Annotated in this window: 13 protein-coding genes; 9 read left to right on the top strand and 4 right to left on the bottom strand. The window is 65.7% G+C overall.

What is annotated here, in order from left to right:
* Positions 1–188 precede the first annotated feature (188 nt).
* The 3 genes from N2604_RS34650 to N2604_RS34640 all read left to right on the top strand — a co-directional run bounded on the left by N2604_RS34650 (position 189) and on the right by N2604_RS34640 (position 4,476).
* Complete coding sequence (locus tag N2604_RS34650) at positions 189–2,276, top strand: sorbosone dehydrogenase family protein (protein ID WP_260372436.1); 2,088 nt, start codon at positions 189–191, stop codon at positions 2,274–2,276.
* Positions 2,233–3,171, top strand: a complete 939-nt coding sequence (locus N2604_RS34645; protein ID WP_260372435.1) for an SMP-30/gluconolactonase/LRE family protein — start codon at positions 2,233–2,235, stop codon at positions 3,169–3,171. Before N2604_RS34650 ends, N2604_RS34645 begins: the two co-directional genes overlap by 44 nt.
* A 279-nt stretch (positions 3,172–3,450) precedes the next feature.
* Positions 3,451–4,476 carry a histone deacetylase family protein gene (locus tag N2604_RS34640; protein ID WP_260372434.1) on the top strand — a complete coding sequence of 342 codons (1,026 nt, stop codon included), beginning with the start codon at positions 3,451–3,453 and terminating at the stop codon, positions 4,474–4,476.
* Between the two features lie 30 nt (positions 4,477–4,506).
* On the opposite strand, the gene N2604_RS34635 is transcribed toward N2604_RS34640, so the two are convergent.
* The 3 genes from N2604_RS34635 to N2604_RS34625 form a co-directional block, all read right to left on the bottom strand.
* The gene (locus N2604_RS34635; protein WP_260372433.1) at positions 4,507–5,238 is read right to left on the bottom strand and encodes a 4'-phosphopantetheinyl transferase superfamily protein; all 732 of its coding nucleotides are present in this window, start codon (positions 5,236–5,238) and stop codon (positions 4,507–4,509) included.
* Positions 5,239–5,483: 245 nt separating this feature from the next.
* Positions 5,484–5,654, bottom strand: coding sequence for a hypothetical protein (locus N2604_RS34630; RefSeq protein ID WP_260372432.1), 171 nt, complete (start codon positions 5,652–5,654; stop codon positions 5,484–5,486).
* A gap of 140 nt (positions 5,655–5,794) precedes the next feature.
* Positions 5,795–12,238, bottom strand: a complete 6,444-nt coding sequence (locus N2604_RS34625) for a non-ribosomal peptide synthetase (RefSeq protein WP_260372431.1) — start codon at positions 12,236–12,238, stop codon at positions 5,795–5,797.
* A 136-nt stretch (positions 12,239–12,374) separates the two neighbouring features.
* Here N2604_RS34625 and N2604_RS34620 point away from each other — a divergent pair, with 136 nt between their 5' ends.
* The 5 genes from N2604_RS34620 to N2604_RS34600 all read left to right on the top strand — a co-directional run bounded on the left by N2604_RS34620 (position 12,375) and on the right by N2604_RS34600 (position 18,767).
* Positions 12,375–15,839: an AAA family ATPase gene (locus N2604_RS34620; protein ID WP_260372430.1), complete on the top strand. Its 3,465-nt coding sequence runs from the start codon at positions 12,375–12,377 to the stop codon at positions 15,837–15,839.
* Position 15,840: 1 nt separating this feature from the next.
* Positions 15,841–16,632: a protein-L-isoaspartate O-methyltransferase gene (locus N2604_RS34615; RefSeq protein ID WP_260372429.1), complete on the top strand. Its 792-nt coding sequence runs from the start codon at positions 15,841–15,843 to the stop codon at positions 16,630–16,632.
* Between the two features lie 94 nt (positions 16,633–16,726).
* Entirely contained in the window at positions 16,727–17,107 is a 381-nt protein-coding gene (locus N2604_RS34610; protein WP_260372428.1) for a hypothetical protein, read from the top strand.
* Positions 17,107–17,709 (top strand): DUF6036 family nucleotidyltransferase, encoded by a 603-nt coding sequence (locus tag N2604_RS34605; protein ID WP_260372427.1) that lies wholly within the window; start codon positions 17,107–17,109, stop codon positions 17,707–17,709. Before N2604_RS34610 ends, N2604_RS34605 begins: the two co-directional genes overlap by 1 nt.
* A gap of 110 nt (positions 17,710–17,819) precedes the next feature.
* The gene (locus N2604_RS34600; protein ID WP_260372426.1) at positions 17,820–18,767 is read left to right on the top strand and encodes a DUF6492 family protein; all 948 of its coding nucleotides are present in this window, start codon (positions 17,820–17,822) and stop codon (positions 18,765–18,767) included.
* Between the two features lie 3 nt (positions 18,768–18,770).
* Here N2604_RS34600 and N2604_RS34595 read toward each other — a convergent pair whose 3' ends face one another.
* Positions 18,771–19,838 carry an endo-1,4-beta-xylanase gene (locus N2604_RS34595; RefSeq protein ID WP_260372425.1) on the bottom strand — a complete coding sequence of 356 codons (1,068 nt, stop codon included), beginning with the start codon at positions 19,836–19,838 and terminating at the stop codon, positions 18,771–18,773.
* Positions 19,839–20,185: 347 nt separating this feature from the next.
* On the opposite strand from N2604_RS34595, the gene N2604_RS34590 reads away from it, so the two are divergent.
* The gene (locus tag N2604_RS34590) at positions 20,186–21,622 is read left to right on the top strand and encodes a lipopolysaccharide biosynthesis protein (protein ID WP_260372424.1); all 1,437 of its coding nucleotides are present in this window, start codon (positions 20,186–20,188) and stop codon (positions 21,620–21,622) included.
* The last annotated feature ends 26 nt before the right edge of the window (positions 21,623–21,648 follow it).

Below are 21,648 nucleotides of genomic sequence, written 5' to 3'. Positions count from 1 at the left end.
TAGAAAGCGATCGGGACGGCAAACCGATACCACCCCAAGCATTCGCGAAACATTCGGGTCGAGCCCGGTAAGGGAATCTACGGAGATTGGTCGGCGCCAAGGTCGTTACAGGTTTAATCACAGGCGGGTGATGACTGGACGGCGCCGCGGCGGCATGGAACAACGTCCGCGGGAAGTCGGGGGTGACCGTGAACCAGCTCACATTCGGGCGCGAACGGCGAAATCTGCGCTTGCTTGCAGCGGTTGTCTTTCCAGCGGTTTGGGCCGCCGCGCTGCTCGGCTCGGCCCCGGCCTCGTCCGAGCCGGTCAGGAAGAGCGGCTACGCGATCGGCACCGAAGCCTGCGGCAGCGGCGAGCTCGCCTTTCCCAGGATCCAGATTGACATGAAGGCGGGATTTTGCGCCGGCCTCGTCGCCAGCGAAGAGGACCGCCTCAAATTTCCGCGCTCGATCGTGCAGATGCCCGGCCGCGACCTGTTCGTCGTCGCCGACATGGGCGGCTGGGGCCACACCGACGGGCGGCTGCTGCTGCTCGATCCCCGTGCCCCGCAGGGGCAACGCTTCAAGGAGTTGCTGACGGGACTCGAATATCCGTTCGGCCTCGTCATCGGCCCGGACAGGAAGCTCTATGCCTCGACCGCGGAGGCGATCTTCCGGTTCGATCCGCTTGCAGACAACCCGCGCAGCACGGTCGAGACCATCATCCGTCACATGCCCGGCCGCCGGATCACGCTGCCGGACGGCAAGAGGCTCGATGAGAGCGCGCATCCGCTCAAGCAGTTCGTGTTCGACCGGGACGGCCGGCTGTTCGTCAATGTCGGCTCGCACAGCGATGATTGCATCACGCCTGCGCCGATCACAAAACCCTGTGCGGCGGCCGAGGGCGCGTCTGCGCTCGCATCGATCTGGCTGTTCACGCCGCCGGCAGGCGGCGTCTTCCCGGCATTGAAACCCGGTGATCCCGACCCGCCGCACAGCGTCTATGCGCGCGGCTTGCGCAACTCGATGGCCCTCGTGCTGCATCCGAATTTTCCGGATGTCGGCTACGCCTTCTTGCAGGGCGAGAACGCCCGCGATCTGCCCGACATCTTCAAGCCGAACGAGGAGATCAACGCGATCGAGCAGGGCAGGCACTATGGCTGGCCCTATTGCTACGATTTGTCGACGCCGAGTCCGGAATTCAGGCTCGTGCTGCAATCGGGGACCTATAAGTCGTTCTGCTCGGCCAATGCGCTTTACAAGGCGCCGCTGTCGCTGCTGCCGCCGCACGGCGCGCCGCTCGCGATGCTGTATTACCACGGCGCCAAATTCCCGGAGCTGGAAGGCAAGCTGCTGGTCGGCCTGCACGGCTATCGGCCGACCGGCAGCCGGCTGCTGGTCTATGACGTCGACGATCACGGCTTTCCCAAACCCAGTGCGGCACCGGTGCGCTATCACGTGAGTTGCGCGGCCGACCCGACCCGCAGTTTCCAGACTGACATGGGCGAGGTCGCCGCCGCGCCGTTCGAGGAGCTGATCGCAGGCTGGCACCGCGTCAACGGCGCGCGGCCGCAAGGCGCGCCGGTCGGCATGACAGTCGCAGAGGACGGCGCGATCTGGCTGGTCGAGGACAAGAACCAGACCGTGATCCGGATCGATCGCGCCGCGGGCGAAGCGCCTCAGCCGCTCCCCTGCGATACGCGCAGCCAGGCGATGATCGACCAGCTCGCAGCTTTCGTCGTCAGGGACGCGCAGAACAGCGTTCGCCTCACCACCTTGCGCGAGGGCCTCGTCGAGAAGCATTGCGTCGGCTGCCATTCGGATTTCGGCCTGAACGCAGGGCAATCGGATGCGGAGAAGGACAAAGCGATGCTGCACTTCATGCTGTCGCAGGACGGCTGGATCTATCCAGGCGATCCCGACGCCGGCAGGCTGCGCACGCGCCTGCGCGGCCTCGGCGCCGAGAAGCTGATGCCCCCGGGCGGCGAGAGCCTGCCGAAGACCGAGCCCGGTTATACGCGCCTGCTCGATACCGCGGACCTGCTCGTCGCCAAAATGGTTCCGGGCACGCGGATGCGGATCAAGCCCGGCCCGCCGCAGCGGAAGTTTTTCAGCAAGACCAACAAGGAATGCGGCGAAATGCCGGCCGGAAAGGTCGTCGTCGTGACACAAAGGAGCGCTGTAGACAAACCCGGCTTCAGCCGGTTCTTCCGGCCAGCCGATCCCTATCTGAACGGCGAGTGCACCGACGGCGATGGCTATTACATCCGGCAGGAACTTCTGGTGCCTGTGCAGTAGCATTCTGCTCGTTGCGACGCCGCCGGCCGCTGCCGAAACAAAACTGTTCGAAAGCGCACAGGTGACGCCCGCCAGCGAGTACACCTTCGGCATCGAAGGGCCGGCCGCCGATCTCGACGGCAACCTGTATGTCGTCAATCTCGGCAAGGCCGGCACCATCGGCAAATTGCCCGCGGGTGGCGCCGCCTCGGAGCTGTTCACGACGCTCCCCGACGGCAGCGTCGGCAACGCGATCCGTTTCGATCGCAGCGGCACCATGTTCATTGCCGACTACAAGAAGCACAACATCTTCGCGATCCCCAAGGGCGCGACCGGGCCCGCGGTGTGGTTTCACTCCGCCGAGATGAACCAGCCCAACGACATCACCATCGCGCGCGACGGCACGATCTATGCGAGCGATCCGAACTGGAAGGGGCGCGAAGGCCACATCTGGCGCATCGTCAGGGGAGCGGACGGGACGGCGCAGGGCCAGGTGATGTCGGCGCCGCGCGCGATGGGCACCACCAACGGCATCGACCTCAGCCCTGATGGCAAGACGCTCTATGTCGGGGAATCCAGCAGCGGCCAGATCTGGTCCTATACGATCAGCGGCAACGCGCTCACCGCGGCAAAACTGGTCAAGGCGTTTCAGCCCGACACCATCGACGGCCTGCGCACCGATGTCGCCGGCCGCCTCTACGTCGCACGCATTCTCAAGGGCACGATCGCGCTGATGAAGCCGAACGGCGCGGTCGAGCGCGAGATCCCGCTGAAGGCCAAGGAGCCGACCAACCTCGCCTTCGGCGGCAGCGACGGCAAGACCGTCTTCGTCACCCAGCGCCAGGGCGGCTTCATCGAATCCTTCCGCACCGACCAGCAGGGCCGCGAGCACTGTCTTCAGCGTGGCCGTTGCTGAGCGGGATGGCCTTGGTTGAATCGATTGCTGCGGCTTGTTCACCTCTCCCGCTTGCGGGAGAGGTCGGCGCGTTCCGGGCGATGCGAAGCATCGTCCCGCGCGCCGGGTGAGGGCTCTCTCCTCTCGGGGATTGTCCCCTTGTGGAGACACCCCTCTCCCCGACCCTCTCCCGCAAGCGGGAGAGGGAGCGCAGGCGGCACTCTTCTTGCTTGCATCTGGCGGCCGTGGCGATCAAGACTCTGCGGCACGTCCAGTAGCATGCGACCACGGAGTGTTTGAGTGAAAGCCGTCCATACCGAACTGCACCGCAGCCACGATCCGCAATTCTTCCTGGTGCGCGGTGTCGTCAAGCGCACCACCGAGCAGCCCGAGCGCGCCGACCGCCTGCTCAAGGGATTGAAGGACGGCAGGCATCAACTGGTCGAGCCCAAGACGTTCGGGCAGGGACCGCGCGCACGCGTTCACAGTCCGGAATACCTGTCGTTCCTCAGCGAAGCCTGGGATGCCTGGACGGCGCTCGGCGATTCCGGCCCGGAGATGATCGGCAATATCCATCCCGTGCGCCATGCCGCGACCTATCCGACCCATATCGTCGGCAAGCTCGGCTGGCACACCGCCGACACCGCGGCGCCGATCGGCCCGGGCACGTGGGCCGCGGCCTGCGCCGCCACCGACGTTGCGGTCACCGCCGCGCAGATGGTGATGGATGGCGAGGACGCCGTCTACGCGCTCTGCCGTCCGCCCGGCCATCACGCCTATCGCGACATGGCCGGCGGCTTCTGCTTCCTCAACAACAGCGCGATCGCGGCGGCGCATCTGCGGCAGAAGCACGAGCGCGTCGTGATCCTCGACGTCGATGTCCATCACGGCAACGGCACGCAAGGCATCTTTTATGCCCGGCCGGACGTCTACACGATCTCGATCCACGCCGACCCCGTTGCGTATTATCCCTACGTATGGGGCTATGCGCATGAGCGCGGCGAGGGACCCGGCCTCGGCACCAATCTCAACATTCCGCTTCCCATCGGCACCGGCGATGATGGCTATCTCCAGGCGCTGGACATCGCGCGCAAGGCGATCGAAGCCTTTGCACCCGGCGCCCTCGTGGTCGCACTTGGCCTCGATGCCTCCGAGCACGATCCGCTGAAGGGATTGGCCGTCACCACACCTGGCTTCCGCCGCATCGGCCAGGCCATTGCGAAGATGGGCCTGCCGACCGTCTTGGTCCAGGAAGGCGGCTATCTCTCGGATATCCTCGGTGCCAACCTGACCTCTGTGCTGGCGGGCTTCGAAGATGCGCGGTGAGATCGCTTCGTCTCTCCCCGCTTGCGCGCCTCACTCCGCGGCTTCGCGGAGAGGCCAGGCATGGCGGCTGATGGGAAGGCCGCCGTCCGCGCGGGAGCCGTCGGCGATCGCAAGGCGATGCGAGGGCGATGGCGAGCACAGCGAGAAGCGCCAGCCGTCCGGATCGTCGATGATGTCAGGCTTGAAGCTGATCCCGATGGCCTCGCGTGACACCTGCATGGCGAAGGCGTCGAGCGGCAGATTGAGCCCAAAGCCCCTGGCCTTCAGATAGGCCTCCTTGAGCGTCCAATAGTCGAAGAAGCGCTCAATGGCCGCGGGCTCCGGCAGTCCGCGCAAGGCTTCGATCTCCTCCGGCGCAAAGAAGCGAAGCGCAGTGGACAGCGGCGCGATGCGCCGCGACACGGTTTCGACGTCGACCCCGACGGCCTCATGCCGCGACACCACGCAGGCGACGCAGCCGTCGGCATGCGACAGGCTGAAATGCAGCGCGGTCGAGGTGGCCGGTGCTGCGACGAACGGCCGGCCATAGCGGCCCGCGCCAAACGACCAGTCGGTGGGCGCGACGTTGGAAGCGACCTGCGACAGCGCGAGGCGCAACATGGCATGTGCGAAAATGTACTGCCGCCGATGCCGCTCGAACACGAAGCGATCGGCCCGGGCCCGTTCGTCGACCGAGAGCAGGCGTCGGGACGCCTCGACCGCGCCCGGCACGTCAATGGTCTCGATCAGTCCGACAAAGAGTTCGATTCTGTCGTCTGCCATCAATTGGGCCCATGGCGTCAGGCGGGGCCAAATCCCCGGTCCCGACGGAAGAAACAACTGAGCAAGAATCAGCCGAGAGGACCGTTCCTAGCGGTCCACCCGGGCGAATTCTTGTCGATTTGCAGGCCGGGTTACAGGCGCAAGCTTGTGCGAGCCCCCAAACTCGACAAGCAAGCGGCCAATGCCGAAACTGAAGCTCGAAAATTGAAGTCCAGAGATTCGTGCGGCGTGCCGGCCGACGAATCTTACTTCTTTTTCTTCTTGGCCTTCTTCGACGCACCCAGCATCGAAAGGCTGGCGTCGACGTCCTTCAGCGCGGACTGGAGCTTCTTCTTCTCTGCGGTCAGCAACTTCTGCAGGGCCTTGCGGTCCTTGGCGCTCAACGAGGTGCCTTTGGTAAATTTGATGAAACCCATAACACTCCCCCGGTTGAAAATGATCGTTCCAAATCAAAACGCGAGAATAATCTTGCGCGACGACGCCAAATAATCAAGACGCAACTTGATCATTCACAGCTTTGGCGCGTGAATCCGGTATTCTTGGAGATGTAACGGCGTCAAGCGGCCCTGCGCGCGAGCAACCTGCCGAGCGGTGCGTTGGGCTGGGCGATAGCCGCCGTCAGCAGCGCGACGAGATCCTCCATCCATTCGCCGACCACTCGGTCCTCGAGCAAATCGCGCTTGTAATTGCATGAGCCGGTGATGCCGGTCGGGCGCTCCTTGAGCATCAGCGACAGCCAGGTCTGGTCGATCGGCAGCACCGGCTGGCCTTCGCGCGCGACGTTGCCGATCGATTCTGTCGCGAGATCCGGCAGATCGAGCGGCTGGCGCAGCGGATTCTGCAGCGTGAAATAGACCTGGAGCAGCGAGGCCGGATCGATCCCCTCCTGCTCCAATCGATCGGCCAGGACGTTGAACGGCAGCTCCTGCCGCGCATGCGCGTTGAGCACGCTCTGGCGCACCCGCATCAAGGCCTGCGCGAACGACAGGTCGGGCGTGATCGTCGTGCGGACGATCACCGTGTTCTCGAACGGACCGATGATTCGGTCGGTGTCCGGCTGGGCACGATTGGCCATGGCGGTCGCGACCGCGATGTCGGTGCGGCCCGTCCGGGCCAGCAGCATGGCTTTGAGGCCTGTGAGCAGGCACATGAACAGCGTGCAATTGTGCTGGCCGGCGAACGCCGTCAGCCGGGCGATCAGCTCGCGCTCGAGGCTGACCGGATGATGCCCGGTGGAGGCGCCCGGGCTCGATTCGCCGCCGAAGACGGGGCCCGCTCCACGCAAATTCTCGGTCCAGTCGGCAGCCTGGCGGCGCGCCGCGTCGGTGCCGCACCACCAGCGCTGCCAGCGTGCGACATCCGAAAAGGCAGGTGGCGGCTTCGGCAATGGCGCGGACGGATATCCGGCCAGCGCCGCATAGCGGCTCGACAATTCCTCGAACAGCACGCCGATCGACCAGCCGTCGACGACGGCATGATGCAGCGTCAGCAGCAGCACGTGATCGTCGTCGTGGAGCCGCAGCAGCCGGGCGCGCAACAGCGGCGCGCGCGTGATGTCGATCGGGGTATAGGTCTCTCGCTGGATCAGGAGATCGATCTTCCTGAGCTCGAGCGCCTTGCGCCGCTTGTTGTTGTGGGGATGACCGTCGCCGATCGTCTCGACGGTCATGATCCGGCCGAGCGCGCGCGGCGCGGCGATTCGGCTTTCGGGCGCATCGCCGCTCCAGGCGAACGCGGTGCGGAGCGATTCGTGCCGGCGCACCACCTCGTCGATCGCCTTTGCCAGGGCGGCCGAATCGAGCGGGCCCTGCAGACGGAAGGCGAAGGGCAGGTTGAACTGCGGCAGCCCCGGCAGATTCCGTTCGATCTGCAGCATCTGGTCCTGCGCGATGGAAGGCGCAGGCGGCCCGCCTGCAGCTGATCGTGGCAGGCTTGCGGCAGGCTTGTGCGGCTTCGTGGCCACGGCATGGTCGACCCGCCGCGCCAACCCTTCGATCGTCGGCGCCTCGAAGATGGTCTTGATCGGCAGCGACACGCCGAGCGCCCGCGCGAGGCGCGCCATCACCTGGCCAGCCAGCAGCGAATGGCCGCCGAGATCGAAGAAATTGTCGGTGACACCGATGCTCTCGACCTTCAGCAGGTCGATCCAGATGTCGGAAAGCACCTTTTCGGTGAAGTGCCGCGCCGGGACGGCCGCATCCGGGCCCGACGTTTCCGGCGGGACGGACGCCAGCAGCGCGGAGCGGTCGATCTTGCCATGGGCGTTGAGCGGCACCTGATCCAGGAACAGGAAGGCGGAGGGGACGGCGTGGCCGGGCAGCCGGCTCTTCAGGAAGTCGCGCAGCTCGCTGGCGCTGCTCCGGCTGCCGGGATTGGCGACGATATGGGCGATCAGCCTGATATCGCCGCTCGCCTCGCGGCGCGGTTCGATGATGGCGGCGCGCACGCTTCGATGCTCGGTCAGCGCGTTCTCGATCTCCTTCAGCTCGATACGATAGCCGCGGACCTTGACCTGATGGTCGGCCCGGCCCAGGCATTCGATCGTCCCGTCGGCGCGGCGCCGGGCCAGATCGCCGGTCCGGTAGAGCCGGCTGCCGGCCTGGCGCGAGAACGGATCGGGCAGAAAGCGCTGCCGGCTCTGCGCGGGATCGTTGATGTAGCCGCGGCCGATTCCGGCGCCGCCGATGCAGAGCTCGCCGGTCACGCCGATCGGTTGCGGCTGGAGGTGCGCGTCGAGCACGTAAAGCTGAATGTTCGGCAGCGGCGCGCCGACCGGAACGTTGGCCGTCGCGGTCGCCGGCGCCTTGGTCAGGCGATGCAGGGAGACGTCGTCGGAGCATTCCGACGCGCCGTAGGCATTGATCAGCGGCACCCGCGGGCAATGGGCAAACCAGGCGCGACAGAGGTCGACGGGCAACGGCTCGCCGGTCGAGATCAGCAGCCGCAATCTGGAGAAGGCGCGCCGCATCGGCGCCTCGTCCATGCGATCGAGAATGACGCGCAGCAGCGAGGGCACGATCTCGAGCACCGTGATGCCCTCGCGCTCGATCTCGCGCGCCAGCAGGATCGGGTCCTGCACGATCGCGTTGCCGCAGACATGGACGCGCGCGCCGACCATCGGCCCGGCGAGGAATTGCCAGATCGAGATGACGAAGCTCTGCGGCGCGGTCTGCGCGATCACGTCCTTAGGCGAGAGACCGAGCTCGGAGATGAGCGAGGCCAGATGGTTCGACAGACCGCGCTGCTCGATCATGACGCCCTTCGGCGCGCCGGAGGAGCCCGACGTATAGACGAGATAGGCAAGGCTCGAGGCGGCGCGCCGTGTGGCGCGAGCCGGCTTGTCTGCCCTTGGCGCGACCGCGTCGTCGAGCTCGGCCACCTGGATGCGCTCGACCAGCGGTTCGAGCAGGGCCTCGACCATGGCAGACTGAGCCCGCCCGGTCAGCAGCATACGGGCACAGCTCGATCCGAGGATGGTCGAGAGCCGTGCCGTCGGCTGGTCCGGATCGAGATTGAGGAAGGCCGCGCCGACGCGCTGCACCGCGATCATCGCGGCGAGCAGGTCGGGCCCGCGCTCCGCGAGCAGGGCAACCACGCTCTCGGCGCCGACGCCCTCGCGGGCCAGCCAGCGGGCGGCCGCCCGGCTGCGGTGCGCCAGCTGGCGATAGGTCAGGGACGTGCGACCGTCCGAGACCGCGACGGCGTTCGGCGTCTTCCTGGCCTGGCGGTCGAAGCGTTCGCTTAAGTTGCCGCGGGTGGTGAAATTGGCCGGTACGCCCCGACCTTTCGCCAGCAATTGCCGGCGTTCGGCTTCGGTCAGGAGCGGCAGGCGCGAGATGCGCTGCTCCGGATTGGCGATGACGGCCTTGAGCAGCGTCTTGAACTGGGCGGCCATGCCTTCGATCGTCGGGGCGTCGAACAGATCGGTGGCGTATTCGAAGAAGCCGGTGAAGCGGCCATCGGCCTCGACCAGTTCGAGCGTGATGTCGAAACGCGCCACCCTGGGATCGACCTCCAGCCGCCGCGTCGACAGGCCGGGAAAGCGCGCCGCCTCGATCGAGGCGTTCTGGAGGATGAACATGATCCGGAACAGCGGATTGCCGTCGCTGCGGCGCGCGACCCGCAATGCGCGCAGCACCTCCTCGATCGGAAGGTCCTGGTTGCGGTAGGCGTCCAGCGTGACTTGCCGCACCCGCCGCAACATCTCGCCGAAGCTCGGATCGCCGCTGAAATCGTTGCGCAAGATCAGGGTGTTGGCGAACAGCCCGATCAGGCGTTCGGTCTCGATCTGGTTGCGGTTGGCGATCAGCGATCCCGTGGCGACGTCCTCATGCGAGGTGTGGCGGAACAACAGGCACTGGAAGGCGGCGAGCAGCGTCATGAACGGCGTGACGCCCTGGTTCTGGCTCAGCGTACGCAGCTCGGCCGACAGGGATTTCGAGAATTCGAGATAGTGGCGCGCGCCGTGCCCGCTCCAGACCTCAGGCCTCGGCCTGTCGGTTCGCAGCGGCAGCATGGTGACGCCGTCGAGCTGGGCGCGCCAATAATCGAGCTGCTCCCTGGCCGCCGGCGTCTGCGCCCAGCTTTGCTGCCAGAGCGCGAAGTCGCGATATTGGAAGGCGGGCGGAGGCGGTGCGGCCAAATGCTTCTTGCGCGCCACGGCATAATGGACGGCGAGCTCCTCCCAGAACAGCCGCTGCGACCAGCCATCGGTGGCAAGGTGATGGACGTTGACCACCAGCGCATGACTGTTCTTGTCGAACGACAGCAATGTGACCTTCAGGGGCGGCTCGCGGGCCAGGTCGAACTCATGTTGTGCAAGCTTGAGCGCCTCGCGCCGGATTGCCGCAGGCCGCCTGTCCGCGGGGCATGGCTTGAGCTTGATGCGCTCCAAGCGCGGCGTCGATGACAGCACAAGCTGCACCGGCTCGCCTTGGCGCTCGACGAAGACCGAGCGCAGCGCCTCATGGCGCGTTGAGATCGCAGCGAGGCTCGCAGACAGCGCGGCGGCGTCGACCAGGCCCTTGAGAACGGCGACTTCGACGACGTTATAATTGTACCGGGTCGGGTCCAGCCGCGAGAGCACGTACATGCGCTGCTGCTGGAACGACAGCGGTGCGTCGGCGCCCGAAAGCCGGCGCCAGGCCGGCAGTGCCGTCTCGCGCCGGCTTGCGGCGGTCTCGATCCGGGCCGCAAGCGCTGCGACCGTCGGGCAATCGAAGATGTCCTCGAACGAAAAGTCGGCATTGAAGCGGTCGCGCAGGCGCGAGCGCATCTGTGTCACCGCGAGCGAATCCGCGCCGAGCGCGAAGACGTCCTGGTCGGCGCCGACCTGCGGCAGCTCCAGCAGGCCGGCCCAGATCTCGGCGAGCTGGCTCTCGATCGCAGTGCGCGGCAGCCGGGTCTCGTCGCCCGCGTCTACGGTTGCAATCAGCCCGGCGAGGGCATTGCGCTTGACCTTGCCGCTGGCGCCCTTCGGCAGCGCTGGCACGCTTCGGATCAGGCTCGGCACCTTGTAGGCTGCAAGCCGCTTTCGTGCGAATTGGCGCAGCTGGTCCGAGGTCGCCTCGGCGTTCGGCCGCAGCACCACGATTGCGGCGACGTTCTCGCCGAGCTTCTCGTGCGGGACCGCGAACACGCCGGCCTCCAGCACCGCCGGATGGCTGAGCAGGACGTCTTCCACCTCCAGCGGCGAGATCTTCTGCCCGCCGCGGTTGATGACGTCCTTGATGCGGCCGACGATGAAGAGATAGCCGTCGTCATCGAGATAGCCTAGGTCGCCGGTTCTGAACCAGCCGTTGCGGAACGCGGCCCGCGTCGCCGCCTCGTCATTATAATAGCCGCGGCTCATGTTCGGCCCGCGCAGCATGATCTCGCCGTGCGCGCCGCTCGCGAGCGTGCGGCCCGTCTCGTCCATGATCGCGATCTCCGGGCCGGCGGCGCGGCCGACCGATCCGACCTTGCGCAGCTCGAACGGATTGGCCGCGATCTGCGAGGCCGCCTCGGTCATGCCGTAGGTCTCGAGCACGGGAACGCCGAACGTCGCCTCCAGCCCGGCGAGAATCGCCGGGGCGAGCGAGGCCGAGGCCGACCGGATCACGCGCAGCGACGACGGTCGGGCGCGGTCGGGATTCGCCTCCGCCGCCGTCAGCAATGCGCGATGAATGGTCGGCACCGCCGTGTACCAGGTCGGCTGCAGCTGCCGCATCCAGCCGAAGAAGGACGATGCGTCAAAGCCGTCGGTGCAGATTGCGCTGGAGCCTGCGGCGAGTGCCGTGAGCAGGCCGGAGATCAAGCCATGGGCATGAAACAGCGGCAGGACGTTGAGCAGGCGATCATGCGTCGTGAGCGACAGCACGTGGCCGGCATTGTAAGCGGAGAGGCAGACATTGCGGTGGGTCAGCGGCACCATTTTCGGCCGTGCCGCCGTGCCTGACGTCAGCAGGATGAACGCATCGTCGTCGCCGCGCGAACCGCCGTTGGCACTCGCCGGCCCGATCGCCGGAGCGATGAACGCGCAGCCGCCGAGATCGTTGGCGGGCCCCGCCACGAAATCGATCACGGCGATATCGAGCACCCTGGCGACATCACGGCTCGCCGAGTTCATGTCTGCCCGGGTCACGAGCGCCGTCAGCTTTAGTTCGCTGAAATAGCCTTGCAGCTCGTCCGCCGTCAGATCGGGGTTGACGGGGACGCAGGCGCAGCCTGATGCGACTGCGATCAGTGCCAGCGCAGTATCCGCGCCGCGCGGCAACGCGACCGCGATGCGGTCTGCGGGACCGATGCCGCGCTCACGCAAGGTACGGACCAATTGCCGGATCGATTCGGCCAGCGCGCCATAGCTGAGCGCCGGCCGGCCGGGAGCGAGGAGTGCGGGCGCCGCCGGCGTCCTGCGGGCGTAGAATTCGAGAAGGCCGCTGATATGCGCAAATATCTTCGTTTCGGCCGTGGTGCCGGCGGATGCTTCGTCCGCTCCGGTTGCAATATCCGACAACGCCATTCCCTTTTGGTCCGATTGAGTTATTCTTCCAAGAAGTTAGGGAATGCGTCCAGTCCGAGGTGAAGTTTGGCCCCCAAAATCTGTGGTTGAGGGGCCCTCAAGCCCTTCGACGGAGTGATGGTCGGGCAGAATCACCATGCTGGAGAATGAGCCGGGCACGGATTTGGAAGGCGGGCTGAAGCGCTGGCTCGAAAGTATCGGCCTCGGGCACTACACCGATCTTTTCGCGCAGCACCGTCTCGATCTCGACGTCATCGGGGATCTCACCGAAGCCGATCTGGTCGAGCTCGGATTGCCGCTCGGCGATCGCAAGCGGCTCCAGCGGGCGATGGCGGCGCTGTTTCAAGCGGAAACCACGGAGGCACCAGCCGCGGCGGCGCGTCCGCAAATCCGGGCCGAGGTCGGAGCCGAACGGCGCCAGCTCACCACCATGTTCTGCGACATGGTGGATTCCACCTCGCTGTCCGCGCAGTTCGATCCGGAGGACGTCCGCGACATGATCGCGGATTTTCGCGAGACCTGCGTCCGGGTGGTCAAGCAATACGAGGGCTTTGCCGCCCGTTTCGTCGGCGACGGTATCCTGGTCTATTTCGGCTATCCGACCGCACATGAGGACGATGCCGAGCGCGCGGTGCGCGCCGGGCTCGAGATCGTGCGGGTGTTGTCGACGGCACGCGCGGTCGAGCCGCGCGGTGCGCTCAGCCATTCACCCGCCGTCCGCATCGGGATCGCGACCGGGCTCGTCGTGGTCGGCGATCTGGTCGGGCAGGGCACCGAAGAACGCGATTCCGCGGTCGGGGAGACCGTCAATCTCGCGGCGCGCCTGCAAGGCCTGGCGCCGCCCAACGGCGTGGTGATCTCCGCTTCGACCCAGTCGCTGCTGAAGGGGAAGTTCGACTACCGCAATCTCGGCGTCCACGACTTGAAGGGAATCTCCGAGAAGGCACAGGCCTGGCACGTGGTGCGCGCCTCGCGGATGGAGACCCGCTTCGCTGCCGCCATGGGCACGCGGCTGACGCCGCTCGTCAACCGTGAGGAGGAGATCGCGCTGTTGATGGGGCGCTGGCAGCAGGCCAAGGACGGCGACGGCCAGGTCGTGGTCAAGTTCGGCGAGCCCGGCATCGGCAAGTCGCGCATCATCCAGGAGATCTTCGAGCGGATATCGGGCGACCGCCATGGACAGGTCTCCCTGCAGTGCTCGCCCTATTACACCTCCACCGCGTTCTATCCGTTCGTCGAGCAGCTGAAATTCTTCCTCGGCCTCGATCGCGAGGATTCGTCCGCGCTGTCGCTGGCGAGCCTGGAGCACGCGATCGCCGCCGCTCATGGCGACATCGAGCAGGTCACTCCGCTGTTTGCCGCGCTGCTGTCGATACCGACCGGGGACCGCTATCCGCCGCTCGAGCTGTCGCCGCAGCAGCAGAAGGATGCGACCGTCGTGGCGCTGGTCAACCATTTCCTCGGCCTTGCGCGCGAGATGCCGCTCGTGATCGCGTTCGAGGATTTGCACTGGATCGACCCGACCTCCCGCGAGGTGATCGACCTCCTGGTCGATCGGGTGCAGAGCCGGTCGATCCTGGTGATCATCACCGCGCGCTCGGAATTCCAGCCGAGCTGGAACGCGCATTCGCACATCACCACCCTGGTCCTGAACCGCCTGAGCCGGCACCTGCGCACGACCCTGGTCGAGCGCGTCGCGGGCCGCGAGCTGCCCAAGGAGGTCGTCGAGGAGATCATCGTCAAGACCGACGGTGTGCCGCTGTTCCTGGAAGAGCTGACCAAGACGGTTCTCGAATCCAATCTGCTCACCGAGCGGCACGGGCGCTATGTGCTGTCGGGACCGTGGCGGCAGCTCGCAATCCCGGCCACCCTGACCGACTCGCTGATGGCGCGGCTCGACCGGATGGGACCTTTCAAGCGGATCGCGCAGATCGGCGCCACGATCGGCCGGGAGTTCTCCTACGAGACGCTGCACGCCGTCGCCAATACGCCGGCCGAGCAGATCGAGGCGGCACTCAATCATCTGGAAGAGGCGGGGCTGATCATGCGCCGCGGCCATCCGCCGGACGCGCTCTACTCCTTCAAGCACGTGATGATCCAGAACGCCGCGCATGCGAGCCTGCTGCACAGCGAGCGGCGCAAGCTGCATGCGCGGATCGCCCAGGTGCTCGCCGAGATGTATCCGGAGAAGACCGAGCGCGAACCGGAGCTGCTCGCCCATCATTTGACCGAATCCGGCCAGAGCGAGGGCGCCGCCAGCTTCTGGCTCAAGGCCGGCAAGCAGGCGGCCAAGAGCGGCGCCAACCTGGAAGCGATCGGCCATCTGCGCCGCGGCCTCAACGTCGTGCAGGCCAATGCGCGCATGCAGGGCGCGGACGAGATGGAGCTCGAGCTGCGCATTGCGCTCGGCAATGCGCTGATCGCGGCCAAGGGCTACGCGGTGCAGGAGGTCGAGGAGAACTACATCCGCGCGCTGGAGCTCGGCCGTCAGCTCGATGACGACGAAAAGGTCTTCGCTGCCACGCGCGGGCTCTGGGTGTGCCATTTCATCCGGGCCGATCTCACCCGCGCGCACGATCTCAGCGTCGAGCTGTTGAAGTTCGCCAAGCGCGAGCGGCTGAACGAGCGGACGCAGCCGGCGCAGCAGACCGGCTATCTGATCGAGGCGCACCGCGCGATCGCGATGACCATGCTCTATCGCGGCCGCTTCGCAGCCTCGCAGCACCATTTGCACCGCTGCATCAACCTGTTCAGCCCCGATCTGCACTCCGATTTGATGGAACGGCACGGCATCGATCCCGGCGTCGTCTCGCTGTCCTATCTCGGCTACCTCCTGTGGTTCCTCGGCCGGCCCGACGCGGCGCGCCAGCACAGCGAGCAGGCGATCGCGAACGCCGAGAAGATCCGCCACCCCTTCACGCTCGCCTTCGCGCTGGTGTTCGGCGCCTATCTCCGGCAGCATTTGCGCGACGTGGAAGGCACGCGCGACCACGCCAACCGCGCCATGATCATTTCGACGGAGCACAATTTCCTGCACTGGAAGCAGCAGGCGGCGATCCTGCGCGGCTGGGCGCTGGCTCAGCTCGGCGAAGCCGACGAAGGCCTCAACCAGATGCGCTTCGGCCTCGACGAGTACGAGGCGATGGATTCCTGGCTCGCCGGCTGCTGGTTCCGCTGTCTGCTCGCGGAAACCTACGCCAAGGTCGGGATGCGCGACGCCGCCTTGCGCGCGCTGGATGGTGCGCTCGCGACCGCAAGGCGGACCGGCGATCACTTCTATCTCGCCGAGGTCTATCGCCTGCAAGGCGAGATCACGCTGTCCAATGGCGACCCGGCGTCGGTCCACGAGGCGGAGGATCTGTTCGGCCTTTCGCTGGAGATCGCGCGCAAGCAGGGTGCGCTGTCCTGGGAGCTTCGCACCGCCGTCTGCCTCGCGCGCCTGTCGCATCAAGCCGGCAAGCGCGAGCACGCAAGACTCCTGCTCATGCCGATCGTCGGCAAATTCAGCGAGGGCTTTTATACGCCGGACCTGAAGCAGGCGTTGCAGCTCCTCGACGAGCTCGGTACGGACGCGCCGGTGCGCGAGCAGGCCGATCTGTGACATGAGCGATCTTGCCGCCGCGCGTGCGCGCTACGTGGAGCTGATCGCCAGGCGCGAGCGGATTGCCTCAAGGCGTCTGCTGGATGCGCTCGCCGCCGTTCCGCGCGAGAAATTTCTGCCAAGGGGACCCTGGCGCATCAAGGCCGAGGCGGCGAACAGCTACCGGCTGACGCCCGATGCCGATCCGGTTCATCTCTATGACAACGTGCTGGTCGCCATCGACGCACGGCGCAAGCTCGACACCGGCCTGCCGAGCCTGTGGGCGCATTTGATCGACCTTCTCGACGTCAAGCGGGCGGACCGTGTCGTGCAGATCGGCTGCGGCCTCGGCTATTTCTCCGCGGTGCTGTCGATGATGGTCGGCGAGAAGGGCCGGGTCCATGCGATCGAATGCGACGAGCGGCTCGCGGCCCGGGCGGCGAGCTATTTGCGCGACTATGGGAACGTCACCGTCGTCCACGGCGATGGATGCAGGGACGTGGGCGGGCCCGCCGATGTGATCATCGTGCATGCCGGTTTCCCGCACCCGCACCCGCTCTGGCTGCGGTCGCTCCGTCCGCGCGGCCGCCTTCTGGTGCCGCTGACCCAGCGCGACCGCGAAGGCGCCGCCCTCAAGATCAGGCGGAAAGCCAGGGGTTTCGAGGCAGAGGCGATCCAGCAGATCCGGATCTTCCCCGGCCATGGCCGCGGCGTGACCGGCCTCGACGACCGCGTCGCCGACTGGTGGCAGCGCGCCTCAGCCCTGGCGCCGCTCCGCTTTCGCGGGCTGGAGCAGGGGCTGCCGTCGGATTAGTCCTCCCCGGAACAATGCAGCAATTATGCGGAGCTCGTGGCCTTTTTTGTTCCCGGTAGGTCGTCTATATTTTGACCTGTCTCTGGGGAGACGGATGAAAGACAGGCTGAACGAGGGCGTAGTTGGCGACACCGCGAAGCTGATGATGCATCGGCTGATCGTGCGGAGGCTCCGACACGACCCATCATTGGTGGAGAAGGCCAAGGAAGCGCATACGCGGCAGGCCGACCAATTCGACGGCTGGCCTTTCGTGCGGGAGTGGCAGAAATTGCTTGCGCTTCCTACCGGCGAGCTCGCGTCGAGGCTGATCAGCCGCGATCGTGAGATGGTGATGCTCCGCAACTCGTCACCGTTTTATCTTGTCGAAGGGGTTCATTTCGGCGACTACGATGCGAGAGTTCGGTTGAGAAGAGCCGCAAGACGTATCGTCGAACGCGGCTTGAGCGCCCGCTCTCCCTCTTCGCGTGGCCCTTGATGCCCGGGACCGGCGCGCTGCGCACTTTGGAGGATTTGCTCAGGGTCGTCAGGGCCCTAGCGTACGAATTCGAAACCGACACGGTATTTGTGGTTGGCAGTCAGGCAATTCTGGCTTCCATGCCGGATGCCCCGGAGGCCGCAAGAGAATCACCGGAGATTGACGCGTTTCCGGCGAACGCGAGAATCTGGGAACTGACCGAGGCCAAGCGTACGCGCGATGGTGTGCAGCCGATGGCATCCGAACATATCGATGGGCTGTTCGGATCGGAGAGCCAATTCCATCGTACGCATGGGTTCTACATCGATGGCGTCGATGAGACTACGGCCAAACTCCCGAGAGGCTGGGAGGGGCGAGCAGTCAGAGTGCAAACCGAAGTCGCGGGAAGAACGGTCACGGGTGTAGCGCCGGCGCCGGAGGACCTCGTCGTGTCCAAGCTTGCGCGATTGGACGAAAGGGACAAGCGGTTTGTGGGCGCAATTCATGAGAGGCGTCCGTTGGACCTAAGGCTGGTCGAGCGTAGGATTCGCGAAACCGACCTTGATCCGGCCGTAGCGGAGCGGGCGATCGCCTACATCCGAGGCCTGCAGTCCGAAGGCTAGTCCCTCCGGCAGTCGCACTTCGTTTCGCTTTACCTTGATTCCTATCGTGAGTTTCCAGCATCTCGCATTGACGCTATCAGTGCGGGCTGATGGCCATTTGAGCGTGCTCCATGCATTCCGTTGCCCTGCTGACTGCCAGCTACGCCAAGGATATCGAACGCTTTTCGCTGCTGAGCGAGAGCATCGACACCTGGCTGACGGGCTACACGCGGCATTATGTTCTCGTTAACGATGAGGACGTGCCGCTGTTCGCGCGCTTCGCGTCCAACAGGAGGGTCATCGTTCCGGCCTCACGCTATCTGCCGAAATGGCTGTTCGCGCTGCCGCCCGCGCTCCAGTTCGGCAGCCGGCGTGTCTGGTTGTCGCTGCTGTCCTCGCCGGTGCACGGCTGGCACATCCAGCAGATTCTGAAGATCGCCGGCGTCCTCAATGCGCCGGAGCAGCGCGTCTGCATCCTGGATTCGGACAATCTGTTCTTCCGCGAATTCGACGTCGGCCAATATGCCGGCGGCGAGAAGACGCCGCTCTTCGTCACGCGCAAGGCGATCAGCGCCGACCATCCCTTGCACGGCCTGTGGCTGCGCACCGTCGACCAGCTTCTGGGCCTCAACGAGCGCGCGTTCCCGGCTGACGATTATGTCGGCAACGCGCTGGTCTGGGACAGAGACACTACGCGTGCGATGACCGACGCGATCAAGTCGGCGACGGGCCCGAGCTGGGCGCTGGCGCTGTGCCGGAAGAAGAAATTCTCCGAATATCTGCTTTACGGAAACTTCGTCGCGACCTCGCCGGAGCACCTGGCGCGCCATCGGGTCACCGAAGACAGCATCGCGGTCTCGCACTGGGACGACACACCGCTCGACCGTCCGGCCATCGAAGCGATGATGCGCACGGCCTCGCCCGAGCAGGTCGCGCTTTGCATTCAGTCCTATTCGTCGACCTCGATCGACGACATCCGCGACGTGTTCCGCCTCTCATCAAGCGATCGACGCGCGCCGAGCCTCGCTCCCGATCACATCGGCGATGTGGCCGCGTTCGAAACGCCGAAGACACGCTGATCTCTAAGCGTCTTTCGTGAACTTGCTGATGACGTCCATGAACGGCTTCGGCTTGAACTCGCCGTCGAGCGGCAGCGGCCGGTTCGGCTGCTTGTCCTTGCGGGCGAAGGTGCCGTTGATCCAGCTGTAACGGTCCGAGAGGCCCCAGGTCAGGATCGAGCGCACCGGTCCGCTCGCGGAGACGGCGGTCAGCAGGTCGTCGACGCGCTTGGCGACGACGGCGTCGCGCTCCGCCGGAGTTCCCGCCAGCTTCTGGTCGTCGACGTCGAGTTCGGTGATGAGCACATCGAGGCCCCAGGAGCGCAGCTCGGTGACGAATTCGGCAAGCCCGTGCGTGTCGATCGCGAGCTCGGCGTGTAGATGCGATTGCAGCCCGACGGCGTGGAGCGGAACGCCCTGATCGAGCAGGTCCATGATGAGGTTGCGATAGGCTGCGCGCTTGGCGATGAAGGAGTCCTTGGCCGATTCGATGTCGTATTCGTTGATCGCGAGCTTGACGAAGGGATCGGCCGCGGCGGCTGTGCGGAACGCCAGCGGAATCCAGCTCTTGCCGAGATGCTGCGTCCAGAACGTATCGCGCCGGTCGGTGATCCCCTTTGGATTGTCCGGGATCGGCTCGTTGACGACATCCCATGACGTCAGCTTGTCCTTGTAGTAGGAAACGACGGTGCCGATGTGGTCGAGATAGGCGCGTTCGACGCCCTTGCTGTCCTTGATCTGCTTGGTCCAGTCCGGAATGTCGTGATACCAGGCGAGCGCGTGGCCGCGCATGGTCAGATCGTTGTCGCGCGCGAAATCCAGGATCGCGTCGGCGCGCGCGAAGGCGAACGTATGGGCGTCCGGCCGCAGCATCGGCCATTTCAGCTCGAGCACCGGCACCACCTGCGTGCAATAGGTGCTGATGGCTTCGCCGAGCCGCGGATCGGCTTGCAGGTCCCACAAGGTGGCCGCAGCGCCAAAGCCGGGACGGCGCTGGGCGCGTTTCGAGGCCGGCACAGCGGACGCAGATGCGCCCGCAGCAATGGCCGCGGCGCTGCCGAGCAGAAATTCGCGTCTAGCGAGCCTGGTCACGTTGGGGCCTTCCTTCTGCAACCAACGCGCCTTCGTACCAAGCGGTGCCGTGCACCGCCCGGGTTTCATGTCGTTCGGTTAACTCTGCGGCGGGGCCGGTGAAAGGGGACCTGGAAGCGGAAAAGGCCCGGAAACATGGTTTCTTTTTCCTGATCGGTCCGCCCGTGCAGCACAGGGCAAATTTAACGCTAATGCGCGAAAGCCGCTCCAAGGCGTCATTCGCCGCGCGCTCTGCAGACTTATGTGACACTCTTGAGAGATGCTGCGGCGCAGTTCGTTCGCCCGCCAAGATCCAATTGGATCGAGCCTCGCCACACTCGCAAGACCGCTGCCGGTCCCGTGCTCGCATGCTGAACCGCCATTTCTCGATCTATCTGGTCGCCTACATCCTGCCTGCGGCGGTGGGCTTCTTCGCCGTCACGGCCTATACGCGGCTCCTGAGCCCGGCGGAGTACGGGGTCTATGTCGTCGGCATCAGCCTTGCGGGCATTCTCGGCGCGATCTTCTTCGCCTGGATCAAGCTGTCGGTGTCGCGCTATCAGGCGATGTCGGCGGAGGTCGATTTTCGCGGCACGGCGATCGTCGCCTTTGCCCTGACAGTCGCGGTGCTCTGCGCCACCACGCCGGTGGTCGTCCTGTTCCGCAGCGATGTCAGCCCCGAGCTGCTGCTCGCCAGCATGTTCGTCGCGATCATGGCCAATGCGGTCGATGTCGGCCAGGAGTTCGAGCGCGCCAAATTGCGGCCCTACCGCTTCGCGGCGATCTCGATCGTGCGCAGCGTCTCCAGCGTCGGCTTCGGTCTTCTCGGCATCTGGCTCGGCTGGGGCGGATTGGGGCTGCTCGCCGCATTCGGTCTGGGGTCGCTCGCCGGCATCATCCTCAATCTCGTCGGCGACCGCACTGGGATCGCGCGCTTCCAGCGCAGCCAGTTCATGCAACTGGCCCGCTACGGCCTGCCGCTGACGCTGGCCGGCCTCTCCGTTGCAGTTTATTCGGCCTGCGACCGGCTGATTGTGGCCTATCTGCTCGGCAAGGACGCTGCCGGCATCTTCGGCGTAGCCGCCGATCTGCCGCGCCAGTTCATGGTCATGATCGCATCCAGCGTCGCCGCGGCGACTGTGCCGCTGGTGTTCCGGTCATTGTCCGAGAACAACGGCGAGACGACGCGGGAGCGGCTGACCGAAAGCCTCGAGCTCCTGCTCGTCGTCGTCGCGCCCGTTGCGGTCTGGCTTGCGTTTGCGGCGGACCAGGTGGCCGGCACGCTCGTCGGCATCGATTTCCGCGCCGGCGTCTCGGCGCTGCTGCCGACCCTGGTGCTCGCCCGCTTCTTCGGCATCGCCAACCAGTTCTACGTGCAGATCAGCTTCCAGCTCGCCGAGCGGCCGTTCATGCTGGCGGCGCAATCCTTTCTCACGCTGGTGATCAGCGTCATCCTGATGTTCGCGCTGATCGGCGGCTACGGCCTTTACGGCGCGGCGCTGGCGACGCTGGCAACCGAGGCGATCGGCTTCCTCGTTGCACTCGTCCTGATGCATCGGGCCCATCCGGTCCCGTTCGAGCTCAATCGCCTCGCCGGCGTTGCCGCGTCCGCAGCATTGATGGCGGCGGCAATTCTGGTGGCGCGCTCGCAAGCGGGCGGCACCGGCCTCGTATCGCTCGTCATCGTCAGCCTCGCCGGCGGCCTCGCCTATGCGGCTGCGGCCTGGCTGCTCAATGTTGCGAACGTGCGAACCTTGTCGCTGCGTGTGCTGCGAACGCTGAACCGCAAGGCGTTGGGCATCTAAAGCGCGATGCGATTAGGATGAATCGT

The sequence above is a fragment of the Bradyrhizobium sp. CB1015 genome, assembly GCF_025200925.1.
GTDB lineage: Bacteria > Pseudomonadota > Alphaproteobacteria > Rhizobiales > Xanthobacteraceae > Bradyrhizobium.
Note: the sequence above shows the minus strand (reverse complement) of the source record. Positions and strands in the feature narration are given on the sequence as shown.